The sequence below is a fragment of the Burkholderia sp. Ax-1719 genome, assembly GCF_011753055.1.
Taxonomy (GTDB): domain Bacteria; phylum Pseudomonadota; class Gammaproteobacteria; order Burkholderiales; family Burkholderiaceae; genus Paraburkholderia.
Window position 1 is genome coordinate 166,443 of the sequence record NZ_VWWJ01000002.1, and the last position, 20,396, is coordinate 186,838.

The 20,396-nt window shown below is 65.0% G+C and carries 19 protein-coding genes; 7 read left to right on the forward strand and 12 right to left on the reverse strand.

Annotated features, from left to right (window positions below):
• The first annotated feature begins 5 nt into the window (after nt 1-5).
• The 3 genes from F3J17_RS05805 to F3J17_RS05815 are packed head-to-tail and all read left to right on the forward strand — an operon-like array spanning nt 6 to nt 2,935.
• Nucleotides 6-1,052 carry an ABC transporter permease subunit gene (locus F3J17_RS05805; protein ID WP_167054796.1) on the forward strand — a complete coding sequence of 349 codons (1,047 nt, stop codon included), beginning with the start codon at nt 6-8 and terminating at the stop codon, nt 1,050-1,052.
• Nucleotides 1,046-1,861, forward strand: coding sequence for an ABC transporter ATP-binding protein (locus F3J17_RS05810; RefSeq protein WP_167054798.1), 816 nt, complete (start codon nt 1,046-1,048; stop codon nt 1,859-1,861). The genes F3J17_RS05805 and F3J17_RS05810 overlap by 7 nt, the downstream gene beginning before the upstream one ends.
• Nucleotides 1,862-1,900: 39 nt before the next feature.
• Nucleotides 1,901-2,935 carry an ABC transporter substrate-binding protein gene (locus F3J17_RS05815; protein WP_167054800.1) on the forward strand — a complete coding sequence of 345 codons (1,035 nt, stop codon included), beginning with the start codon at nt 1,901-1,903 and terminating at the stop codon, nt 2,933-2,935.
• Between the two features lie 60 nt (nt 2,936-2,995).
• On the opposite strand, the gene F3J17_RS05820 is transcribed toward F3J17_RS05815, so the two are convergent.
• From F3J17_RS05820 to F3J17_RS05830, 3 genes are read right to left on the reverse strand one after another with little or no spacing between them, the layout of a single operon-like run.
• Complete coding sequence (locus F3J17_RS05820; protein ID WP_167054803.1) at nt 2,996-4,093, reverse strand: LLM class flavin-dependent oxidoreductase; 1,098 nt, start codon at nt 4,091-4,093, stop codon at nt 2,996-2,998.
• A gap of 12 nt (nt 4,094-4,105) precedes the next feature.
• Nucleotides 4,106-5,359 carry an acyl-CoA dehydrogenase family protein gene (locus F3J17_RS05825; RefSeq protein ID WP_167054805.1) on the reverse strand — a complete coding sequence of 418 codons (1,254 nt, stop codon included), beginning with the start codon at nt 5,357-5,359 and terminating at the stop codon, nt 4,106-4,108.
• On the reverse strand, nt 5,356-6,324 hold the full coding sequence (locus tag F3J17_RS05830; protein ID WP_167054807.1) for an ABC transporter substrate-binding protein: 969 nt from the start codon (nt 6,322-6,324) through the stop codon (nt 5,356-5,358). The genes F3J17_RS05825 and F3J17_RS05830 overlap by 4 nt, the downstream gene beginning before the upstream one ends.
• A 219-nt stretch (nt 6,325-6,543) precedes the next feature.
• Between F3J17_RS05830 and F3J17_RS05835 the strand changes: the two genes are divergently transcribed.
• The gene (locus F3J17_RS05835; RefSeq protein ID WP_167054809.1) at nt 6,544-7,455 is read left to right on the forward strand and encodes a LysR family transcriptional regulator; all 912 of its coding nucleotides are present in this window, start codon (nt 6,544-6,546) and stop codon (nt 7,453-7,455) included.
• A gap of 76 nt (nt 7,456-7,531) precedes the next feature.
• On the opposite strand, the gene F3J17_RS05840 is transcribed toward F3J17_RS05835, so the two are convergent.
• Genes F3J17_RS05840 through F3J17_RS05855 form a run of 4 tightly spaced genes read right to left on the reverse strand, consistent with a single transcriptional unit; the run spans nt 7,532 to nt 11,692 of the window.
• Nucleotides 7,532-9,139, reverse strand: a complete 1,608-nt coding sequence (locus F3J17_RS05840; protein ID WP_167054811.1) for a rhodanese-related sulfurtransferase — start codon at nt 9,137-9,139, stop codon at nt 7,532-7,534.
• Nucleotides 9,136-9,744, reverse strand: coding sequence for a cysteine dioxygenase (locus F3J17_RS05845; RefSeq protein WP_167054814.1), 609 nt, complete (start codon nt 9,742-9,744; stop codon nt 9,136-9,138). Before F3J17_RS05845 ends, F3J17_RS05840 begins: the two co-directional genes overlap by 4 nt.
• Complete coding sequence (locus tag F3J17_RS05850) at nt 9,744-10,568, reverse strand: class II aldolase/adducin family protein (RefSeq protein ID WP_167054816.1); 825 nt, start codon at nt 10,566-10,568, stop codon at nt 9,744-9,746. The genes F3J17_RS05845 and F3J17_RS05850 overlap by 1 nt, the downstream gene beginning before the upstream one ends.
• Nucleotides 10,569-10,615: 47 nt before the next feature.
• Nucleotides 10,616-11,692 carry an LLM class flavin-dependent oxidoreductase gene (locus F3J17_RS05855; protein WP_167054818.1) on the reverse strand — a complete coding sequence of 359 codons (1,077 nt, stop codon included), beginning with the start codon at nt 11,690-11,692 and terminating at the stop codon, nt 10,616-10,618.
• A 229-nt stretch (nt 11,693-11,921) separates the two neighbouring features.
• Between F3J17_RS05855 and F3J17_RS05860 the strand changes: the two genes are divergently transcribed.
• Nucleotides 11,922-12,995: an LLM class flavin-dependent oxidoreductase gene (locus F3J17_RS05860; RefSeq protein WP_167054819.1), complete on the forward strand. Its 1,074-nt coding sequence runs from the start codon at nt 11,922-11,924 to the stop codon at nt 12,993-12,995.
• A gap of 38 nt (nt 12,996-13,033) precedes the next feature.
• Here the strand turns inward: F3J17_RS05860 and F3J17_RS05865 are convergent, their stop codons facing one another.
• From F3J17_RS05865 to F3J17_RS05885, 5 genes are all read right to left on the reverse strand, one after another.
• A complete protein-coding gene (locus tag F3J17_RS05865) occupies nt 13,034-14,275 on the reverse strand; it encodes an acyl-CoA dehydrogenase family protein (protein ID WP_167054821.1) in 1,242 nt (413 codons plus the stop codon).
• A gap of 29 nt (nt 14,276-14,304) precedes the next feature.
• Complete coding sequence (locus F3J17_RS05870) at nt 14,305-15,318, reverse strand: NrtA/SsuA/CpmA family ABC transporter substrate-binding protein (RefSeq protein ID WP_167054823.1); 1,014 nt, start codon at nt 15,316-15,318, stop codon at nt 14,305-14,307.
• Nucleotides 15,319-15,367: 49 nt separating this feature from the next.
• Nucleotides 15,368-16,111, reverse strand: coding sequence for an ABC transporter ATP-binding protein (locus tag F3J17_RS05875; RefSeq protein WP_167054825.1), 744 nt, complete (start codon nt 16,109-16,111; stop codon nt 15,368-15,370).
• Nucleotides 16,108-16,947 carry an ABC transporter permease subunit gene (locus tag F3J17_RS05880; RefSeq protein ID WP_167054826.1) on the reverse strand — a complete coding sequence of 280 codons (840 nt, stop codon included), beginning with the start codon at nt 16,945-16,947 and terminating at the stop codon, nt 16,108-16,110. The genes F3J17_RS05875 and F3J17_RS05880 overlap by 4 nt, the downstream gene beginning before the upstream one ends.
• Before the next feature lie 327 nt (nt 16,948-17,274).
• Nucleotides 17,275-18,231, reverse strand: a complete 957-nt coding sequence (locus F3J17_RS05885) for a LysR family transcriptional regulator (protein ID WP_167054828.1) — start codon at nt 18,229-18,231, stop codon at nt 17,275-17,277.
• A gap of 371 nt (nt 18,232-18,602) precedes the next feature.
• Here F3J17_RS05885 and F3J17_RS05890 point away from each other — a divergent pair, with 371 nt between their 5' ends.
• Nucleotides 18,603-20,039 carry an NAD-dependent succinate-semialdehyde dehydrogenase gene (locus tag F3J17_RS05890; protein ID WP_167054830.1) on the forward strand — a complete coding sequence of 479 codons (1,437 nt, stop codon included), beginning with the start codon at nt 18,603-18,605 and terminating at the stop codon, nt 20,037-20,039.
• 13 nt (nt 20,040-20,052) lie between these two features.
• Complete coding sequence (locus F3J17_RS05895) at nt 20,053-20,382, forward strand: carboxymuconolactone decarboxylase family protein (protein ID WP_167054832.1); 330 nt, start codon at nt 20,053-20,055, stop codon at nt 20,380-20,382.
• Nucleotides 20,383-20,396: the final 14 nt, after the last annotated feature.

A 20,396-nucleotide genomic window follows, 5' to 3' on the forward strand; every position in this document is an offset into this window, starting at 1 on the left:
GATTCATGTCTACTCAAGCAGAAGCGCCCACTCAAGCGCTACAAGACGCCATCCGGCAGACGACACCAAAGGACGTTGCCGCGCGCGGTCTGGTCAGTGCGCTGGCGGGGCTCGCGTGGCTGGGCGCGGCGGCGATCACGCGCGGTTGGCCCAGTCTCGATGACTGGCCGCATGCCGATTTGCTCTTCGCATTCGAACTCGTGCTGGCGGTCGTGTCGTTTGCCATCGCGCTGGTAAAGCGCACGCAGCGGCCAGTTGCGGTGGAAGAGGGCGAGGCTCACTCGGCGTTGCACGGCTGGCTCGCGACCGGACCGTGGCTGCTCGCATTGGCCTTGGGCGTGAGCGCATGGGAGATCGCCACGGCCAAGCTCGAATGGCTGCCGCGTCCGTTCTTCGCGCCGCCCGAAGCGCTGGTAGCGGTGTTCTTCGACGACTACGCGCGCCTCGCCTCCAGCGTGGCGCACTCGTTTGGGCTGCTCGCCTACGGTTATGCGATCGGTGCCGCCACGGGCTTCGTGGTGGGCGTGAGCATCGGCTGGTCACGCGCCGTGGGCTACTGGCTGCATCCCCTGCTGCGCCTGATCGGGCCGTTGCCCGCCACGGCCTGGTTGCCGTTGGCGTTCTTCTTTTTCCCGTCGAGCTTCAGCGCGAGCGTGTTCCTGATCGCGCTGGCCTCTGCGTTTCCGGTGGCGGTGCTCACGTGGTCGGGCGTTGCGGGCGTGAACCCGGCGTTCTACGACGTCGCGCGTACCCTCGGCGCGCGCCCCGGCTTCCTGATCCTGCGCGTGGCGATTCCGGCTGCGCTGCCATCGGTGTTCGTCGGCCTGTTCATGGGGCTGGGCGCGTCGTTCTCGGTGCTGATCGTCGCCGAGATGATGGGCGTGAAAGCAGGACTTGGCTGGTATCTGCAATGGGCCCAGGGCTGGGCCGCGTATTCCAACATGTATGCGGGGTTGCTGGTGATGGCGCTGATGTGCTCGGGCCTCATCACGCTGTTGTTCCGCGTGCGCGACCGCGTGCTCGGCTGGCAAAAGGGGCTGCTCAAATGGTGATCGCAGAGGCAACGCGGGAACAGGCCCGCGAAGACGCAACGCGCGCAGGCGCTCGCATCGACATTCGCCACGTGAGCCACGGCTTCGCGCTGCGCGGTGCAACGCTGCCCGTACTCGACGATGTGAGTCTCTCCGTGCAGCCCGGCGAATTCGTCGCGCTGCTGGGGCCGAGCGGATGCGGCAAATCTACCTTGCTGCGTCTGGTGGCGGGGTTGGAAACGCCGCGCACCGGCAGTATCGAAGCCGATGGCCAGCCGGTGAACACACCCGATCCGTCGCGCGTACTTGTGTTTCAGGACCCCACGTTGTTCCCGTGGCGCACGGTGCGCGAAAACGTTGCGCTCGGACCGCAGGCGCAGGGCGCGCGGCGCGGCCCGCGTGCCGCCGAAGTGGAAGCGCGCATCGACGCCGCGCTCGAACGCGTGGGCCTCACGCAGTTCGCGCAGGCGTGGCCGCATCAATTGTCGGGCGGCATGGCGCAACGCGCGGCACTCGCACGCGGCCTTGTCAACGATCCGGCCTTGCTCGCGCTCGACGAGCCGTTTGGCAAGCTCGATTCGCTCACTCGTATGCGCATGCAGGCCGAACTCGTGGCGCTCTGGCAGCGCGCACGCTTTTCCGTGCTGTTCGTCACGCACGACGTCGAAGAAGCGCTGGTGATGGCCAATCGCGTGGTGGTGTTTAGCGGGCGGCCCGCGCGCATCGTCAGCGAGGTGCGCAACGACGCGCCGTATCCGCGCCATCGCGACGATCCGGCGCTGGTCGAACTACGCAAAGACGTGCTCGCGCAACTCGGGCTCGAAGCTTGAGACCGTGCCGATTCCATCCATAACGAAACCACCACACCGATGAAAACCCTAAACGTATCCGCGCCATCCTCCCCGCAACGCCGCGACTGGCTGCGCAAGAGCGCGCTCGCCACCGGCGCCGCCGCGCTGGGCGGTCTGTCCTTTGGACTGCCCGCCACCCGGGCGCTGGCCGACGAAGGCGCGAAATCGCTCAAGCTCTCGTGGAATGCCGGGGCGATCTGCACCGCGCCGGTTCCTGTCGCGCTCACGCAGGGCTTTTTCCGCAAGCACGGCCTCGACGTCGAACTGATCAACTTCGCTGGCTCGACCGACCAGTTGCTGGAGGCCATCGCCACCGGCAAGTCGGATGCGGGCGTGGGCATGGCGCTGCGCTGGATCAAGCCGCTGGAGCAGGGCTTCGACGTCAAGCTCACGGCGGGCATCCACGGCGGCTGCATGCGCCTGCTTGCGACCAGAAGCTCGGGCATCGTCGATCTGGCGGGGCTCAAGGGCCGCACCGTGGGCGTAAGCGATATGGCCAGCCCGGCGAAGAACTTCTTCGCGATCACGCTCAAGAAGCAGGGTATCGATCCCGATGCGGACGTGCGCTGGCGGCAATACCCGGCCAACCTGCTCGGCGAGGCGCTCAAGAAGGGCGAGGTGCAGGCGATCGCGGACGGCGATCCGACCATCTGGACGCTGCGCGAATCGGACCATCTCTACGAGGTGTCGAACAATCTGTGCGGCGACTATGCCAACCGCGTGTGCTGCGTGCTGGGCGTGCGCGGCACGCTGGTGCGCAAGGACCGCGCCACGGCGCAGGCCTTGACCGCCGCCTTGCTGGAAGCCACGGAATGGACCGCGAATCATCCGGATGCCGCCGCCAAGGTTTTCTCGGCCTATGCGCCGAACGCGGATGTGGCTCAGCTCACCGCCATGCTCAAGAGCCACACGGATCGCCATCATCCGGTGGGCGATGCCTTCCGCAAGGAAATTGCGCTTTATGCCGACGATCTGAAGACGGTTGGCGTAGTCAATGCGAGCACCGATTCGAACCGCTTTGCGTCGCGCGTATTCGCCGACGTGCTGGCCTGACAAACCGCGCGGTTGGCGCGCCCGGTCGATCGGGCGCGGCCATTGCCGAACAACGCAAGATCAGGCCGCCCGTAGCGCGGCCTCTTCTTTCGCCACCGCCGCACGCACAAGCGGCAACAGATCGCGGCCATAGGCGAGCGCGTCTTCCAGCGGATCGAAGCCGCGAATCAGGAACGTCGACACCCCCAGCTTGCGGTATTCGAGCAGCGCATCGGCCACCTGTTGCGGCGTACCCACGAGCGCGGTGGAATTGCCGGCTGCGCGCGTGAGCGCGGTAATGCCGGTCCACAGCCGCGTATCGACCACATTGCCTTTGGCGGCTTCAGCCAGCAGGCGCTTCGAGCCAACGTTCTGCGGATCCTTGGGACGGCGCGTGAAATTGGGCGATCGCGCCACTACCTCCTGGGCGCGGGCGAGGATGGATTCAGCGCGCGCCCATGCAGCATCTTCGGTGGACGCGAGAATCGGCCGCAGGGAAAGGCTGAAGCGGATCTCCTCCGCGCGCCCATGAACGGCCGCAGCGGCGCGCACGCGGGCGATGGTTTCGCGCACGGCGTCGAGCGACTCGCCCCAGAGCGCGAACACATCCGCATGCTTGCCCGCTACGGCAATCGCCGCCTCCGACGAGCCGCCGAAATACACCGGCAGATGCGGCTGCTGCAATGGCCTGACCTGCGAGCGATGACCCGCGACGCGATAGAACGCGCCTTCGTGATCGAAGGGCGTGCTGCTGGTCCAGGCGCGCTTGACCACGTCGAGGTATTCATCGGTACGACGATAGCGTTCGTCGTGCGTGAGCCAGTCGCCGTCGCGCTGCTGCTCGGTGTCGTCGCCGCCCGAGATGATGTGCACGGCGGCGCGGCCCGCGCTGAAATGATCGAGCGTCGCCAGCTGGCGCGCGGCCAGCGTCGGCGCGATGAAGCCGGGTCGGTGCGCCAGCAGTATGCCCAGCCGCTGAGTCTGGTGCGCCACGAACGAGGCGATCTGCAGGCCGTCGGGCGAAGCGCTCGAATGGGCGATCAGCACGCGGTCGAAGCCGCCGTATTCGTGCGCCTGCGCGACTGAAGCGATCCACGGCGGATTGACGGACGCGCCTTCGGGTAGGTGAATTTCACTGGACTCCTGATGACTGACGTAGCCGATGAATTCGACGCTCATGGCAAGACTCCTTTATTGATCGTGGGATGCGGTGTCGTTCAATGCGTTGGATGAGGTGAATGAGGTGAATGAGGCGAATGCCGCGCGCCCCAGATTGCCGAGCACGATGTCGTTCTGCGGCGTGTGAATGCGCGCGCACAGCACGTCGCGGTAGTGGCGCTCCAGCGCGTTGTCGCGGCTGAGTCCCGGATTACTGCTGGCTTCGAGCGCGATTTCGACGGCATCGATGGCGTGACGGCTGACCAGATATTTGAGCGTCTGGGCCTCGCCCGCAGGTACATCGCCGTTCGCGCCTGCATCCAGCAGTACGCGATTGGCGAGCAGCAGCGCATCGATGCGGCCCACGGTCTGCTGGAAACTGTCGAGGCTCGCGAGCGGCGCATTCAGACCCGAAGGCACGCGGGTCGCGGCCCATTGCACGAACCAGTCTCGCGCGGCGCGCGCCACGCCGTCGTAGATGGCGGGCAGCAGCACGTTCATCCAGACCGCGGTTTCCGGGTCCATACCGTTCGCCGGGCCGGGCGGTTGCAGATCGACAGCCTGGTCGAGCGGAACTTCGACGTTCTCGAAGATCACCTCATGGCTGCCCGTTGCGCGCATGCCCAGATGATTCCAGGGCTTGCCGAAGCGCGCGCCGGGCGAATCGCGATGGACGAGCCAGGTGCCCACGCGCGGTTCCGGCTCGTCGGTGCGGCCCCAGACGGCGAACCACGTCAGCCCGGGGCTGCCGGTCGAATAGAGCTTGTGGCCGTTGAGGATCCAGCGATCGCCCTCGCGCCTTCCCACGGTGGCAGGCAAGCCGCCGCGCGAGGGCGAGCCGAGTTCCGGCTCGACACGCAGCGAGTTGATGAGCGCGCCGTGCTCGACGGCGTCACGCGCCACGCGTTCCTTGAGCGCAGCGGGCCAGTGTGGATTGGCTTGCAAACGCAGATGGTAGAGGCACTGCATCACGAAGATCAGCGCCGTGGACGGCTCGCCGCGCGCAATCGCCCGCACCACGCGCAGCGTTTGCGCAAGCGTGGCCTCTCGGCCGCCCAGTGCGCGCGGCACGGTCAGCGCGAGGAGACCGGCGCGGCGCAGGCGCGTGAGATTGTCGTGCGGGAAATGTGGACCGGCGTCCAGCGCCGCCGCACCGCGTGCGAAATCGGCGCTCAGTTGCGCGAGCCATGCGTGGGCCGCGGGCGAGTCCAGATCGGCGAGAGCGGCCAGCGCTTCGCTATCGCGTTCGGTATCGCGTTCGGTTTGCAAAGAGAGGGCGACGGTCATTGCTCAGCGGCGGAAAACTGTTTGTCGAAGCTTGGTGCAACGTCCAGGCGTGTCTTGATCACGTCCGCGCGGTGATAAAGATCGGCGGTGCGCTGCTGTTCGGCGATCACGCCATCGTCGATCGGCACCGGATGCCATTGGCCGCGCTGATAGACGGTGGTGAGCACGTCGGCGGGCAGGCCGGTCGCCTTCGACTGAATGGCCGCCACTTCGGACGGATGCGAGAGCGCCCAGCGCTGCGCGGCGGCAACGCGGTGCAGGAAATCCGTGAGTTCGGCGCGCTTGTCGTGGATCGCGCTGTCGGTGGCGGCTTCGAAGCTCAAGCCCGAGGACAGGCCCACGCCGTTGGCGACGCTGCGCGTGTGATCGCGCGCTTCTGCCAGCGCGACGTACGGATCCCACGTGGACCAAGCATCGACGCTGCCCGAGGCGAGTGCGGCGCGCGCATCGGCGGGCTGCATGAAGGACCAGCTCACGTCGGTCAGCTTGAGCCCGGCGCGCTCCAGCGTGGCGACGGCCAGGTAGTGGCCAATCGAGCCGCGCGTGGTCGCAATACGTTTGCCCTTGAGATCGGCGGCACTATGGATCGGCGAATTGCCCGGCACGACGATGGCCAGATCGACCGGCGTATAGCGCACCGCCGACACCGCACGAATTTTCGCGCCCGCCGCATAGGCGAAGATCAGCGGCGCGTCGCCCAGACCGCCTACGTCGATGGCGCCCGCATTGAGCGCCTCGCCCAGCGGCTGCGCGGCCGGGAAGTTGAACCACTGGATCTCATAGGGCACGTCCTTGAGTTGGCCCGATGCTTCCAGGATGCCGCGCGTCTGCAACTGTTGATCGCCGACCTTGAGCGTGGCGGCGCTCACGCACAGCGGCAGCGCAGCGGCAAAGGCCAGCAGCGCGCGCGAAAGCCGTTGGAGCGGCACGGGGCGCGAAGAAGAACGGGCGAAGGGACGACGCATGAAAGAATCCTCGATCGAAGCTGAACGGAGTTGCGCGGCGGCCGCGAAGCGAAGTCCTGCGCGCAAAATCACAAAAGCACACGATACGGAGCGCGTCACCATAAGGCAAACGCATTGTTCTTCCATGCAAATATGCAAATGCGAAATAGCAAAGCTTGAACGCGGGGCCGTATTGGCGCTAAGCTGGGCGACCGTTTGCACGTCTATCGAACCTCATTCATGAAACTCGACGAAATCGAAGCCTTTGTCGCCGTGGTGCGCAGCGCGTCGCTGAGCCAGGCGGCCGCGGGGCTCGACCTCACGCAGCCCGCCGTGACACGGCGCATCCAGAACTTCGAGGAAGCGCTGGGCGTGGAGCTGCTCGACCGCAACACCAAGCCGCTGCGCACTACGCCGATGGGACGCGCCGTGTACGACCAGTGCCGCGCGATCCTCACCGAGATGGACGCGCTGCGTCAGCTGGTCAACGACGGCGCGCCGCTCGCGGGCGTGCTGCGCCTGGGCGTGGCGCAGACCGTCGCCGATATCGCCATGCTCGACGCGCTGCATGCGCTGCGCCAGGCGCACCCGGAACTGCAGGCGCGCGTGACCACGGGCTGGGGCGCGCCGCTTTTGCAGAAAGTGGAGGATGGCGAACTCGACGCCGCCGTGGCGCTGTTGCCCGCCAATCGCAACCTGCCGGAGACGCTGGCGGGCGAATCGCTGGGCTCGCTCAAGCTCGCCGTGGTTGCGAAGAAAGGGCTGCTCAAGCGGCGCGCGCATACGCTGGCGGAATGCGAAGCGCACGGCTGGGTGCTCAATCCCGATGGCTGCGGCTTTCGCGCGGGCCTGCAACACGCGCTGGCCGCGCAGGGGCACTCGCTCAAGCTCAACCTGGAAACGCTCGGCACGGAACTGCAACTGGGTCTTGTCGCCGATGGCGTGGGGTTGGGTCTGGTGCCGCAACCTTTGGTGGCGGCCAGCGCCTGGGCCGATGCGCTCGACATCGTGCAGGTGAGCGATTTCAAGCCGGAAATCGCGGTGTGGGTGGTGCGCTCGCGCGCGATCGGCAAGATGGAGTCGGCGCTGGCCGTGCTCGCGCAGAGCGTGGCGAGCAGCTTCAAGGCGGTGCGCGTCGCGCGCGCTGCATGATTGCAGCGCCTGCGCGACGCTTCTGCGCTTTCGCTAGCGCTTTCGCTAGCGCTTTCGCTAGCGCTTTCGCTAGCGCTTAGACCGTGAAAAAGCCGTGCGTGCCGTCGCGGCCGAGTTGCTCGACGAGGCCGTATTCCCATTCGAGGTAGGCGTTCATCGCTTCGCGCGCATTGTCGGTGCCCTCGTAGGGACGCCGGTAGCGGTCAATGCGCGGCGAGGCCAGATGCGCGTCGCCGCTTTCGAGTGGCAGACCGGCGCGCTGCCACGCCGCCGTGCCGCCTTCGAGCACCTCGACCGGCTTGCCGGTGAGCGCGGCGATTTCGGGCGCGGCGAACGGCGCGAGCGCATTCGTCATGCAGACGGCGACGTAGCGTTTTGCATCCGGTAGCGCGCGCAGGTCGTCAAAGCCCGCCGAAAGATGCGAGCGCAGCGTCCACCACGCACCGGGAATATGCCCCTTCACGTGATTCGCGCTGGACGTGAAATCGAGTATCACGGTGTCGTGATCCGGCTGCGCCAGGCGTGCGGCAAGCGCTTCGGGCGTGATCGTGGCGATGGCCTGTGCAGCAGGTTTCGCCGCGCGCCACGGGCCGGTTTCGCTGAGCGCATCGGCGTCGGCTTCATCGACTACATAGACTTCGCCGTTCATCTGTGCGATCCAGGAAGCCGTCATATTGGCGCGCACGCCGTCGTCGTCAAACAACACGATGCGCGCGCCGCGCACCGGCGCGAACATCTCCGTTTCCTGCACGAGCTGGCCGCCGGGCGCGCCCTGAAACCCTGGCGCATGGGCGCGTTCGTATTCGGCGGGCGTACGCACGTCGAAGCGATACGTCGTGCGTGTGCTGTCGGCGGCCCAGTGCGCGGCTTCGTCGAGCGTCGTGCGGCGCACGCCCGCGCGATCGGCCAGCGCGCGGGCGGCTTCGCGCGACTGTGCGAGCGTGGTCGGATCGCGTCCCGCATCGGCGTCGAACTGGCGCGCCGCGCCGTGCTCCAGCGTCTGCCCCGCAAGCGTCCAGCCGATCGTACCGTTGCGCAAAGCCGCGACCGGGTTCGGCAGTCCGGCATTCACCAGCGACTGCGCGCCGATAATGCTGCGCGTGCGGCCCGCGCAGTTGACGATCACGCGCGTGGCCGGATCGGGCGCGAGCGCGCGGGCACGTAAGGCCAGTTCCGCGCCCGGCACGCTGATGCTGCCGGGAATGTTCATGGTCTGATATTCGTCGAAGCGGCGCGCATCGAGCATCACCACGGGCGCGTCGCCCGCGAGCAGCGTGTCGACTTCTTCGGCACTCAGCGAGGGCGTATGCCGGTGCGCTTCGACGAATTCTCCGAAGGCCTTGCTCGGCACGTTGACATCGCGAAACACCTCGCCGCCCGCGCGAATCCAGCCCGCCAGACCGCCTTCGAGCAGCGCGACATCGCTATAGCCGAGCGCATCCAGCTTGACGGCCGCACGCGCGGCAAAACCCTCGCCATCGTCGAGCAGCACAATGGGCACGTCGCGACGCGGCAGCTTCGTCCACGCATCGAGTTCGATTTTGGCGAGCGGCAGATTCGCGGCGAACAGCGGATGGCTTTGCGCATGCGGATCTTCTTCACGCACGTCGAGCAGTGCGATTTCACGTCGGGCGAGCAGGGCGTCGCGCACGTCCTGATAGGAGCGTGTGGGAAATGACTTCATGAGGCGTTGGATTCCTTGCTGAGATCCCAGAGATTCGGGAGCAGGTCGTTCGAATAGCCGGAAATAAAGGCTTTGGGCGGCCCATCGGCGGGATAGGTCGAGCGCCGGATCGCGCCGATATTGCCGCCATACACATGAATGCTGATCGAGACGCGGTCGTCGTAGGCGTTGCGCACGCGATGGATATCGCCGATGGTCGGCGAAACGGCTTCTACCGCGCCGCGCCCGAGGCGTACCTCGGGGCCGTCGGTGCGCAGCGTGCCGTCCGCGTTGCGCGCGTAGGGCTGCGCGTATTCCGCACCGCGCAGCACGCCGATCAAACCCCAGACCGTGTGATCGTGCACCGGCGTTTGCTGGCCCGGTCCCCAGACGAAACTGACCACGGAAAAGCGCTGGCGCGCATCGGCGTGCAGCAGATATTGCTGATAGCGCTCGGACGAGGGCACGGCGTAGGCGTCCGGTAGCCAGTCGTCCTCGCTGACGAGTTCGCGCAGTGCGTCCAGACCGTGATCGATCAGTTCGGATTCCTGTGAAAATGCTTGTGGCTGCCGCTCGACCAGTTCCGCAATCGTACCGACAAAGCGGCGCAGTTTATGGAGGGGCATCAGTCGAGCAAATCCGGTTCGCTGGCCACCAGCCCGGCATACAGGCTTTCGAACGCATGGCGTGCACCGGCGGCGCGCCCGACCTGGCCGTGCGTGAGCGTGGCGATCTCGTGTGAAATCGGCTGGGGCTTGCCCGCTGCCTCGGCCAGCAGTTGCGTGTGGCAGGCGTTGTCGAGCGCGATATACCACCATGCCGCCGCTTCAACGCTCGGGCCCGCCGTGAGGATGCCGTGGTTCTTGAGGATCACGCCCTTGCGCTCGCCGAGTGCATGGGCGATACGCGTGCCTTCGTCGGTGTCGAGCACCACGCCGCGAAAGTCGTCGAACAGCGCGTGGTCTTCATAGAATGCGCAGGAATCCTGCGTGATCGGATCGAGCTTGCGTCCCAGCGTCGACCACGCTTTGCCATACAGCGAATGCGTGTGGGCGGCGGCGACCACTTCGGGGCGTGCCTCGTGAATCGCCGCGTGGATCGCAAAAGCCGCCTGATTCACGGGGCCTTCGCCAACCACGATCTCGCCGTGCCGGTTCACCAGTAGCAGATCGGACACGCGAATGCGCCCGAAATGCAGGCCGAGTGGATTGACCCAGAAGTGATCGTGCCATTCGGGATCGCGCGCGGTGATATGACCGGCGAGGCCCTGATCGAAGCCATAGCGCGCGAACAGGCGAAACGCGCCTGCGAGGCGTGTCTGGCGATGAAGCCGCTCCTCGGCGACTGAGCGTGTGGGCGCGCTTTCGTCGTCGAACCAGAACTTGCGGATAGGAGCGTGCCTGAAATCCTTATCGATGCTATCAGTCGTATTGCTGAGGATCGCGCTCATGTCGTTCCTTGTTTTTAGTGTGCTCGTGCTACCGCTGGGGCGTGCGCTCAGGCGGCGGCGCGTTCGCGGCGGGTCAGTTCGCGCGTGGCTGGGATCAGCACGCGGCCATAGTCCAGCGCGTCTTCAAGCGGATCGAAGCCGCGGATCAGAAAGGTCGTCACGCCGATCGCATGGTATTCGGCGAGTGTTTGCGCAACCTGCTCGGGCGTGCCGACCAGTGCGGTGGAGTTCGATCGCCCGCCGATCTCTTTCGCCACCGCCGTCCACAAACGATCGTCCGCACGCACCCCGTCGCCGGCTGCGCCCAGCAGACGCCGCGCGCCTTCGCTTTCGAGCGGGCCGCCTTTGTCCAGACCCTGGGCGGCGCGCAGGCGGCGGGTCTCGGCGAGGATGTGTTCGGCGCGCTCCCATGCAGCCTTTTCCGTATCGGCGAGGATCGGCCGAAACGACACCGAAAAGCGCACTTCGCGGCCATGCTGCGCGGCTTCGGCTCGCACGCGGGCGATCAGGTCGGCGACGCCTTGTTTCGATTCGCCCCACAGCGCGTAGACGTCGGCGTGCTTGCCTGCCACCGCGAGCGCTGCCGGCGATGCGCCGCCGAAATAGATCGGCACATGGGGCTGCTGACGCGGCTTCACCTCGGAAAAGGCCTGTTCGAAGCGGTAGTAGCGGCCCGTGTGATCGAAGGGCTTATCTTCGGTCCAGACGCGTTTGAGCACCTGGAGATATTCGTCGGTACGTGCGTAGCGTTCGTCGTGGCTCAGGAAATCGCCATCGCGGCGCTGGTCCGTGTCGCTGCCGCCCGAGATGAAGTGCACCGCAAGACGGCCGCCGGAAAAATGATCGAGCGTGGCGAGCTGGCGTGCCGCCAGCGTGGGCGAGACGAAGCCAGGACGATGCGCGAGCATGAAATGCACGCGGGAAGTCACGCTCGCGGCGTAGGCGATGGTAAGCGTGGCATCGGGGCTGCTTGAGCTATGCGGCACCAGGATGCGGTCGAAGCCCGCGCGCTCGTGCGCCTGGGCGAAGTCGCGCACGTAGTCGACGTCGATGGCGGGGCCGCTCGCCTGATGTGTCTCCGACACCTTGCGCTGCTGGATCATCCCGATGAATTCAACACTCATGCTGGCTCCTTGAAGGGCATCTCTAAGATATCTATGGCGAAGAGACTAGCATCGAGCCATGCAAAGTTTAAATATTGAATGCATATAAATATTCCACATAAGCATCATGTTGGCGCCGCCCGCAAATACGTTTATGTGGTGTGGATAGCAGGAAAAATTGGAAGGCTCGCGTGCGACACGGCGTTAGCATGAACGCCCCCGCCATCCCGCCTCCCTGTGTTTTCACGCAATGTCCCATTCTCCTTCCCGTTCATTCCCCCGTTTTGGCATCTGGGCCCTCGTGCACGGCAGCCGTGCCGCGCTGCAGGATCCCGCCGAGCCCTACGATGCGTCGTGGGCCCGCAACAAGGCGCTCGTGCTCGAAGCCGAGCGTCTGGGTTTCGACTCCGTGCTCGTCGCGCAACACACCGTCAATCCGCACGATCCGGCGCTCGATCAGCTGGAGGCGTGGACAGGCTCGGCGGCGCTCGCCGCGCTCACCTCGCGCATCGAGATCATCGCCGCAATCAAGCCCTTTCTTTACCACCCGGTCGTGCTCGCCAAGATGGCCCAGCAGATCGAACACATCAGCGGCGGCCGCTTCGCGATCAATCTGGTCAATGCGTGGAACCGCCCGGAACTGGAGCGCGCCGGTATCGCCTTCGCGGAGCACGACGACCGCTATGCCTATGGCCGTGAATGGATCGAGGTGGTGGAAGCGTTGCTGCGCGGTGAGCGCGTGACCCATCGCGGCGAGCGTTTTCAGATCGACGACTATCAGTTGCTGCCCGCCGATCCGTTCCGCGCGCGTCCTCGCATCTATGTGGGTGGGGAGTCCGAACCGGCGCGCGAACTGGTGGCCGGACACGGCGACGTGTGGTTCATCAACGGCCAGCCGCTCGACGACGTGGCGGCCCTGATCGCCGATGTGTCTGCGCGCGCGCGGCCTGCCGGGCACGACGCCTTGCGCTTTGGCCTGTCGGCGTTCGTGATCGCGCGCGAAACCCAGGCGCAGGCCGAGGCGCACCTCGATCATCTGTTCGCGCTCGCCGAACTGGACAAGCCGTTGCGCGAGCGCCAGCAGGCCAATATCGATCCGAATGTCGTGATGATTCAAACGTTCGCCCGCTCGCCGCGCGTGGGTTCCAATGGCGGAACGGCGGCAGGGCTGGTGGGCGACTACGAGACGGTCGCACGGCGTATCGCGGATTTTCATCGCGCCGGCGTCGAGCTGTTCATGCTGCAGTTCCAGCCCTTCGAGGACGATATGCGCCGTTTTGCCGAGGAAATCGTGCCGCGCGTGCGCCGCGAGCTGGCGGACTGAGGCACGGATGCGCTAAGGTGCTCACGCACGGCAACCGGTCAGAAAAACGCACCCGTTGGCGGCAACTGCCCGGTCAGCAGGTTCTGGCCCAGCAGCCGCTCCTTGTAAAGACGCGGATTGTGCGAGGCAATCACCTTGATATTGCGCCAGTGCCGATCCAGCGCGGCCACGCTGGACACCGCCGATCCCGAACCCAGATCGATCAGCCAGCTCGCAACCTGCGGCGCGAGATCGTCGATGACGACCTTGGCTTCAGAGGCGGCGAGCGTCGCTTCCAGCGTGCGCGCGTATTCGTCGCCCGTGTCGACGCTTGCCACGGCCCGTTCCAGCGCCTCTATGGCGCGCTGCGCGCTGGCCTCGATGCTCGCGGCGTAGGCGCGTATGCGTCCCAGCAAGGCCTGCAAGGCCGGTTCGTCGGCGGGTTGCGGGGCTTCGCCGTGGTAGAAGTTGCGCTGGCGCCCGCGCAGCACCTCCACCGCGTCCAGCACCACGCGCCGTGTGATACCCGCGATGCAGTTGGTCAGGTAGACCTGGTGGAAGGTGAAACCCCACGGCGCGGCCTCGGCTGACTTCGGCGCGTCGGGCGCATAGACATGCGCGGCTTGCACCACGGCATCGCGAAACCGCGCCGTGCCCGAGCCGGTCAGGCGCTGGCCGAAGCCTTGCCAGTCGTCTTCGGCAGCGACGCCTGCGCCGCGTTCCAGCACGTATTGCACGGTGGCATTCGCGCGGCTTTCGATCGCCACCCCGACGAAGGCGTCGTTGTAGAGATTGCCAGTCGCGTAGACCTTGTCGCCCGAGCCCACATACACCTGGCGGCGCTCGTCCCATTCCAGCCGGCTCAGAACGCGGCTCGAACGCGCGCCTGCCGCCGTCGCGTCGCTGTCGGCAAAGCTCAGGCCCACCGTCTTGCCTCGGCGCGCGAGATCGAGCACATGGGCATGGAACGGATGGTCGCGGCGTTGCAGGGCGGCTTCGACCTGCCAGAGGTGATTGCGAAAGGCGTGAGCGATGTTCGAATCGGCGGCGGCCAGGTCGCGTGCGACGGTGAATAGTCCGCTCAGTGTCAATCCGTGGCCGCCATCGTCGGCGCTCAGGCGCAGCGCGCCAAAGCCGAGCGCCTTCAATGTGGCGATCTCTTCATGCGGCAAGCGCTGCTCGCGTTCGCGCCGAGCGGCCGTCGCGGCGATCTCCCCGAATGCCTCGGAGAAACCGAGCGACGCCGATAAGGGCGAGACGAGCGCAACCGCGCCCGGCGTGTGTACAGGTGTTTCAGGCATACGTTTTCCAGTTCATATAGCGACGCCCGTCACACCTTGACGCTGTAATCGGCGACCTTGATCGGCGCGCTGATGATCTTGCGCTGCGCGAGCCAGTCTGCCGCGCGCTGGAACTGCGCCATGAAGGCGGCGTCGTCCGGTTCGTGGAACTGGTTCACGCGCTTCAGACCCGCCAGATAGTCGCGCACCTGATCGGGATATTTCGCCTCGCGCTGCACCAGCAGCTCCGATTCGGCCGAATGCTGCGATTGCCAGGCGCCTTCCACGTAGTACGCGTCGAGCACGGCACGCACCAGTTCGGAGTTTTCCTCCGTGAACTTGCGGCGCGTCACCAGCGAGCTGTAGTCGATCAGGAAATCGAGGTCGCGCCCTTCGTTGAAAATGTCCTTCGCGTCGTTGGCATGGCGCGCGATATCCACGGCCGGCGACCACATCGACCACGCGTCGACGCGGCCTTGTGCGAACGCTGGCGCGGCATCGGGCGGATTCAGATAGACGAATTCGACCTTGCTGCGATCGACGTGATGCTTTTCCAGCGCAGCAATGAGCAGGAACTCGCCCAGCCCCGAGCGGTTCACCGCGACCTTGCGACCGGCAAGATCGGCAACCGAATTGATGCCGCTGGTCTTCTTGACAATGATGGCAGTGGAACGCGGCGAGTACACGTCGAAGCCGGTGAAGACGATGGGCGAGCCGGCCAGCATGGCGGCGAGCGCCGGTGTCGTCGAGCCCCAGAATCCGAAGTCGGCGCTGCCGCCCACCACGGCCTGGATCGACGGTGCGTGGTTCGGGAACGGCCCAACCCATTCGACTTTGATGTTCTTCGCCGCCAGCGTTTTCTCGAACACGCCGCGCTGTTTGGCGATATCGGGCAGGGCGCCGTAGCCCCAACCGATGCGCACGGTATCGGTGTTGCGTGTGAGCTTTGCGGCTTGTGCAGGTTGTGCGGCTTGTGCCGGCAGCAGGCGCGCTGCGGCCGCGCCGGCCAGCAGTCCACCCGCCGCGCGCAAGAGGCGGCGGCGAGTCAGTGAAGCGTCATTCATTCGTTAATCCTGGTTTTAAGGCGACCTGGTTTTATGGCGAGGAGGCGGTTCAGTGTTCCTGAACGCCGAGTTCCTCGAGTAGCGTGAGCCGCAGTGCCTGCGGCGTGTGGTCCTTGGGTTGAAACGAGGCGGCAATGCGCCCCGCGCGCATGACGAGAATGCGGTCGGCGAGCACCAGCGCTTCATCGACGTCATGCGTGACGATCAGCACGCCGGGTGCGTGGCGTGCGACCAGTTCCTTCACGAGCCCATGCATCTTGATGCGCGTGAGCGCATCGAGCGCGGCGAACGGTTCGTCCAGCAGCAACAGCGCGGGATCGCGCACCAGCGCGCGCGCCAGAGCAACGCGCTGCGCCTGGCCGCCGGACAGATTGCGCGGCCAGTCGAGCTCGCGGCCCGCGAGACCCACTTCGGCCAGCGCGCGCGACGCGCCCTCGCGTCCGATGCTCGATTCATGACCCAGCGCGACGTTCTCCCACAACGTCGCCCAGGGCAGCAGCCGATGCTCCTGAAACACGACGGAAGGGCGTGCTGGCGCGCGAATCTGCCCGGCATCGGGTGTATCGAGCCCGGCTAGCGAGCGCAGCAACGTAGTCTTGCCGCAGCCGCTTTCGCCCAGCAGCGCGACGAATTCGCCTTTGCGGATATCGAGGTCGAGTGCGTCGATCACCACGCGCGCGCCATAACGGCGCTGAAGCCCGCGTACCGATACAGCCAGTTGCGATGCGCCGATTGCGGTTTCGCTTTGAGGTGCAACATGTGCAAGCGGTGACAACGTAGCAGTAGCACTCATGCTTTCTCTCCCTTCGTGTAGTTCGCGTGCCACGACAGGAAGCGCGTTTCGAGCGAGCGAACCAGCGCGTCGGCGACGACGCCGATGATCGCGTAAATAATCATGGTCAGCAGAATGACGTTGGTCTGCAGGAATTCGCGCGCATCCATCGCCAGAAAACCGATCCCCTTGGTCGTTGCGAGCGTTTCGGCGATCACGAGGGCGAGCCAGGCATGCGCCAACGCGTAACGCACGCCGGTGAGGATGGCCGGCATCGCGCCAGGCAGGATGATCCGGCGCACGACGGCCGGCCATTTCATGCCGATCACCCTGGCGAGTTCCATCAGTTTCGGATCGATCTGGCGGATGCCGAGCATCGTGTTGATGTAAATCGGAAACAGAACGGCAAGCGCGACCAGAAAGATTTTCGCGCCTTCGCCCACGCCAAACCACACGATCACGAGCGGCAGCATCGCGAGAAACGGGATGGCGCGCACCATCTGGATCGAGCGGTCAATGAGCGCCTGGGCAAGCCGCGAAAAGCCGACGAGCACGCCCAGCGCCAGCCCGATGGCCCCGCCGATCACAAAGCCACACGCGGCGCGCAAGAGCGACACGCCAAGGTGAACGAACAGATCACCATTGCGGGCCAGATTCCACGCGGTGACGGCGACGCTGCTGGGCGCGGGCAGCACTTGCGGTTCGAGCCAGCCGGCGCGCGCGGCCAGTTCCCAGATCGCGACGATCAGTACGGGAATGGCCCAGGAGAGCCAGTAATAAACGCGCTCCTTCGCAAGCAAAGCGCTGGCGCGTGGCGACGGGATGTAGCGATGCGAAGAGGATGTAACGTCAGCCATGGAGTCAGGTTTTGCGCAGTGCTAGCCAGCACGCTGGATTAAAAAATCCGCGTTTATGCGGCATGGACTGGCTATTAAAGACGCTCGGGCTGAACCCTGACAAACAGTTATTTATGCTTTGCTTTTTCGAATTGATGCGCTGCAAATCATGCTTGCGTTATGCGTTGGTTGCATGATTAAATTGCTTAAACATGCGCATAGGAAATATGTAATACGACGACGCGCGTCGTCGCGAGGCAGTCATGCTGCCAGCAGGCGAGTGCGTCGAGCGACTAGAAACCCGGCTCGGGCAACAGCGGCCTTCGTGGCGGCTCGCTGTACCTCCAACTAGCGGACTGAGGGCAGAATTGTGGCGGGAGCGAGATCGAGTTCTCTCGTGTAAGCGTCCAGATGCTCTCCTACGTGCACCTTCAACATCTCGACGAACCGTTTGATTTTTGCGTCGACGAACTGTCGCGATGGGTAGACAGCGTAGACGTTGCGGACATGCGAGTGGTACTGCGGCAAGACGCGAACGAGCGCGCCGCTGTGCAGGTCATCGATCGCTGAGAATGCGGCGAGTAGACCGATGCCTGCGCCATCTCGAAGGGCTTGTGACATAGCGTCCATATCGTTGACACTCAAGTGTGGGCCGGCAGGGCGAAAAGTCGCATCGCCCTCAGCGCTCCTGAGATGCCACTCGTCGGGTGCGTAATCGACTGTCCCAAGCAGAAGGCATTGATGGTCGACAAGGTCTTCCGGGCACGTCGGTGCCGGATGGGCCGCCAGATACTCAGGCGATGCCGCGAGGATGCAATGGCTGCTGCCGATGTTCTGGCTGACGTAGGCCGAATCGGGCAGCGTCCGCGTAATCACGATACCAACGTCAAGCTGCTCTTCGAGCAGATTCGGCATACGCTGGGACAGTAGCAGCTCGACCGAGACTTCCGGATACGCGTTGCGATACGCCATAACGGCACGCGTCACGAGATTGCGCCCAAGCCCGGGCACCGAGTGGACGCGCAGGGTGCCGCGCGGCTCAAGCAGGGCGTCTCGTGCTTCGGCTTCGGCGTGTTCCACGTCGGTCAGGATGGCGACACACCGGTCGTAGAACCGCCGGCCCGCGTCCGTGATGACGAGGCGGCGCGTCGAGCGCTGCATGAGCCGCGTGTCCAGCGACTCCTCAAGCACCGAAACCGCGCGCGAGATGTTCCCCACGGTCGTATCGAGATGGTTCGCGACGGCGGTAAAACTGCCCATCTCGACGACTTTTGCAAAAACCGACATGTTATATAACTTGTCCATCCCACCTGTCCCTTTCGTCTGAGTTCACCGTACCGGCTTCTGTGCTGCGGGTGCCGCGTGGCTTTGGGGCGCCTGACGCCCGGCCATCATAGGCGAGCGCCATTCTGCATGCCGGTAAGCGTAACCGAACGCAGCTCGCGGATTTTCCCTCTCACGGAAAGAATCATTCTTTCTACCCTGGCTAAAACCGGGGAGCCATCCCGCCTAGACTGGGTTCCGCAGACAGGCACTCACTGACAGTTTCAAGCAGCCTCAAGCCAGAACGGCATCCCTCCCGATTCGCGGATTCGATTTCGCCGCGAGGAGCTCGAATGTCTGGCAAGGCATGAGTGCCAATTAATTCGAATTGCTAACTATATTGAGGATGGAAAATGAACGCTCACTACGACTCCCTTTATCTCTTCATCAACGGTGAATGGATTGCAGCCAGCGAACGCGACACTGCCAGGGTTGTGAATCCCGCGACATTACAGGAACTGGGCCGCGTGCCGCTTGCAACGGCGGCGGACCTCGACCTGGCGCTGCACGCCGCTAAGCGTGCTTTCGACGTCTGGCGCAACACCGTGCCCGCAGAGCGCGCACGCATCCTCAAGAATGGCGCGAACCTGATTCGCGAGCGTTCAGAGCACATCGCCGAATTGCTGACGCTCGAAGAGGGCAAGCCGCTCGCCGAAAGCCGCGATGAAGTGCTGCGTGCCGCCGAATACTTTGAATGGTTCGCCGAGGAAGCGCGTCGCATCGACGGTCGCGTTGTCCCGTCGAACCGCCCTGGCGTGCAGCAACTGGTGAAGAAGCAGGCCATCGGGCCGGTCGCCGCTTTTACGCCGTGGAATTTTCCGGCTATCACGCCTGCCCGCAAGCTCTCGGCGGCGCTGGCCGCAGGATGCAGCGTCATCATCAAGCCGGGCGAGGAAAGTCCCGCGACGGCGCTCGCGCTCGCCCGTGCACTGGACGATGCAGGGCTGCCCAAGGGCGTGTTGCAGGTCGTGTTCGGCGTGCCCGATGAGGTGTCGAAGACGCTCATCGCTTCTCCGATTATCCGGAAGGTGACTTTCACGGGCTCCGTTCCGATTGGCCGCCTGCTTGCCGCACGCGCTGCCGAAGGCGTAAAGCCGATAACGCTCGAACTTGGCGGTCATGGCCCGGTATTGGTGTTCAAGGACGCCGACGTCGAACGGGCCGCCGTCGAAGGCGCGGCGAACCGCTTCCGTGGTACGGGCCAGGTGTGCATCTCCTCGACGCGTTTCCTGATTCAGCGCGAGGTCTACGACGAGTTTGTTGGGCACTTCGTGTCGGCTACCCTGGCGCTCAAGGTGGGTGACGGCATGCAGCCCGGCACGCAGGTCGGGCCACTCGCGAATCCGCGCCAGATTGCCAAGATGGAAGAACTCGTCGCCGATGCCGTGGCGCGCGGCGCGAAAGTGCTCGCTGGTGGCAAGCGCATCGCGGGGGAAGGCTACTTCTTCGAACCGACCGTGCTGGCCGACGTGCCGATGGAGGCCCGCGTGATGCACGAAGAGCCGTTCGGCCCCATTGCGGTACTGATGCGTTTCGACCAGCTGGAAGACGGTCTCGCCGAGGCTAATCGCCTGCCGTATGGCCTCTCGGCTTATGCGTTCACGAACAATGCGCGTACCGCCCTCGACGTTGGCGACGGGCTGGAAGCCGGGATGATTGGCATCAACCAGTATCGCATCGTGTCGACTGAGCTGCCTTTCGGCGGCCTCAAGGAAAGCGGCATCGGCTCCGAAGGCGGCGCAGAGGGTATCGAGTTCTATCTCACCAACAAATTCATCAGCCAGGTTTGAGGAGCGCCCAATCATGTCAAAAGCCAATTTCGACAGTCCGCGCGAAGCCGCGCGCGCATTCACGCCGAAGCTCGCCGCACTTGTCGACGACGTGCTGTTCCCGCAGGTCTGGGCCGACCCGGCGCTCTCGCCGAGGGACAGAAGCCTCGTGACCGTCGCCGCCCTGATTGTGGGCGGCCACTACGACGAACTCCCCGCGCATCTGCGGCGCGCCGTGAGCAACGGCGTCACGCGCGAAGAACTCGCCGCAACCATTACCCACCTCGCGTTCTACGCGGGTTTCCCGGCCGCAATTTCGGCTTCCGCCGCGGCGCAATCGACGCTCGGCGATGTACAGGCATAACAGGACACGCAATC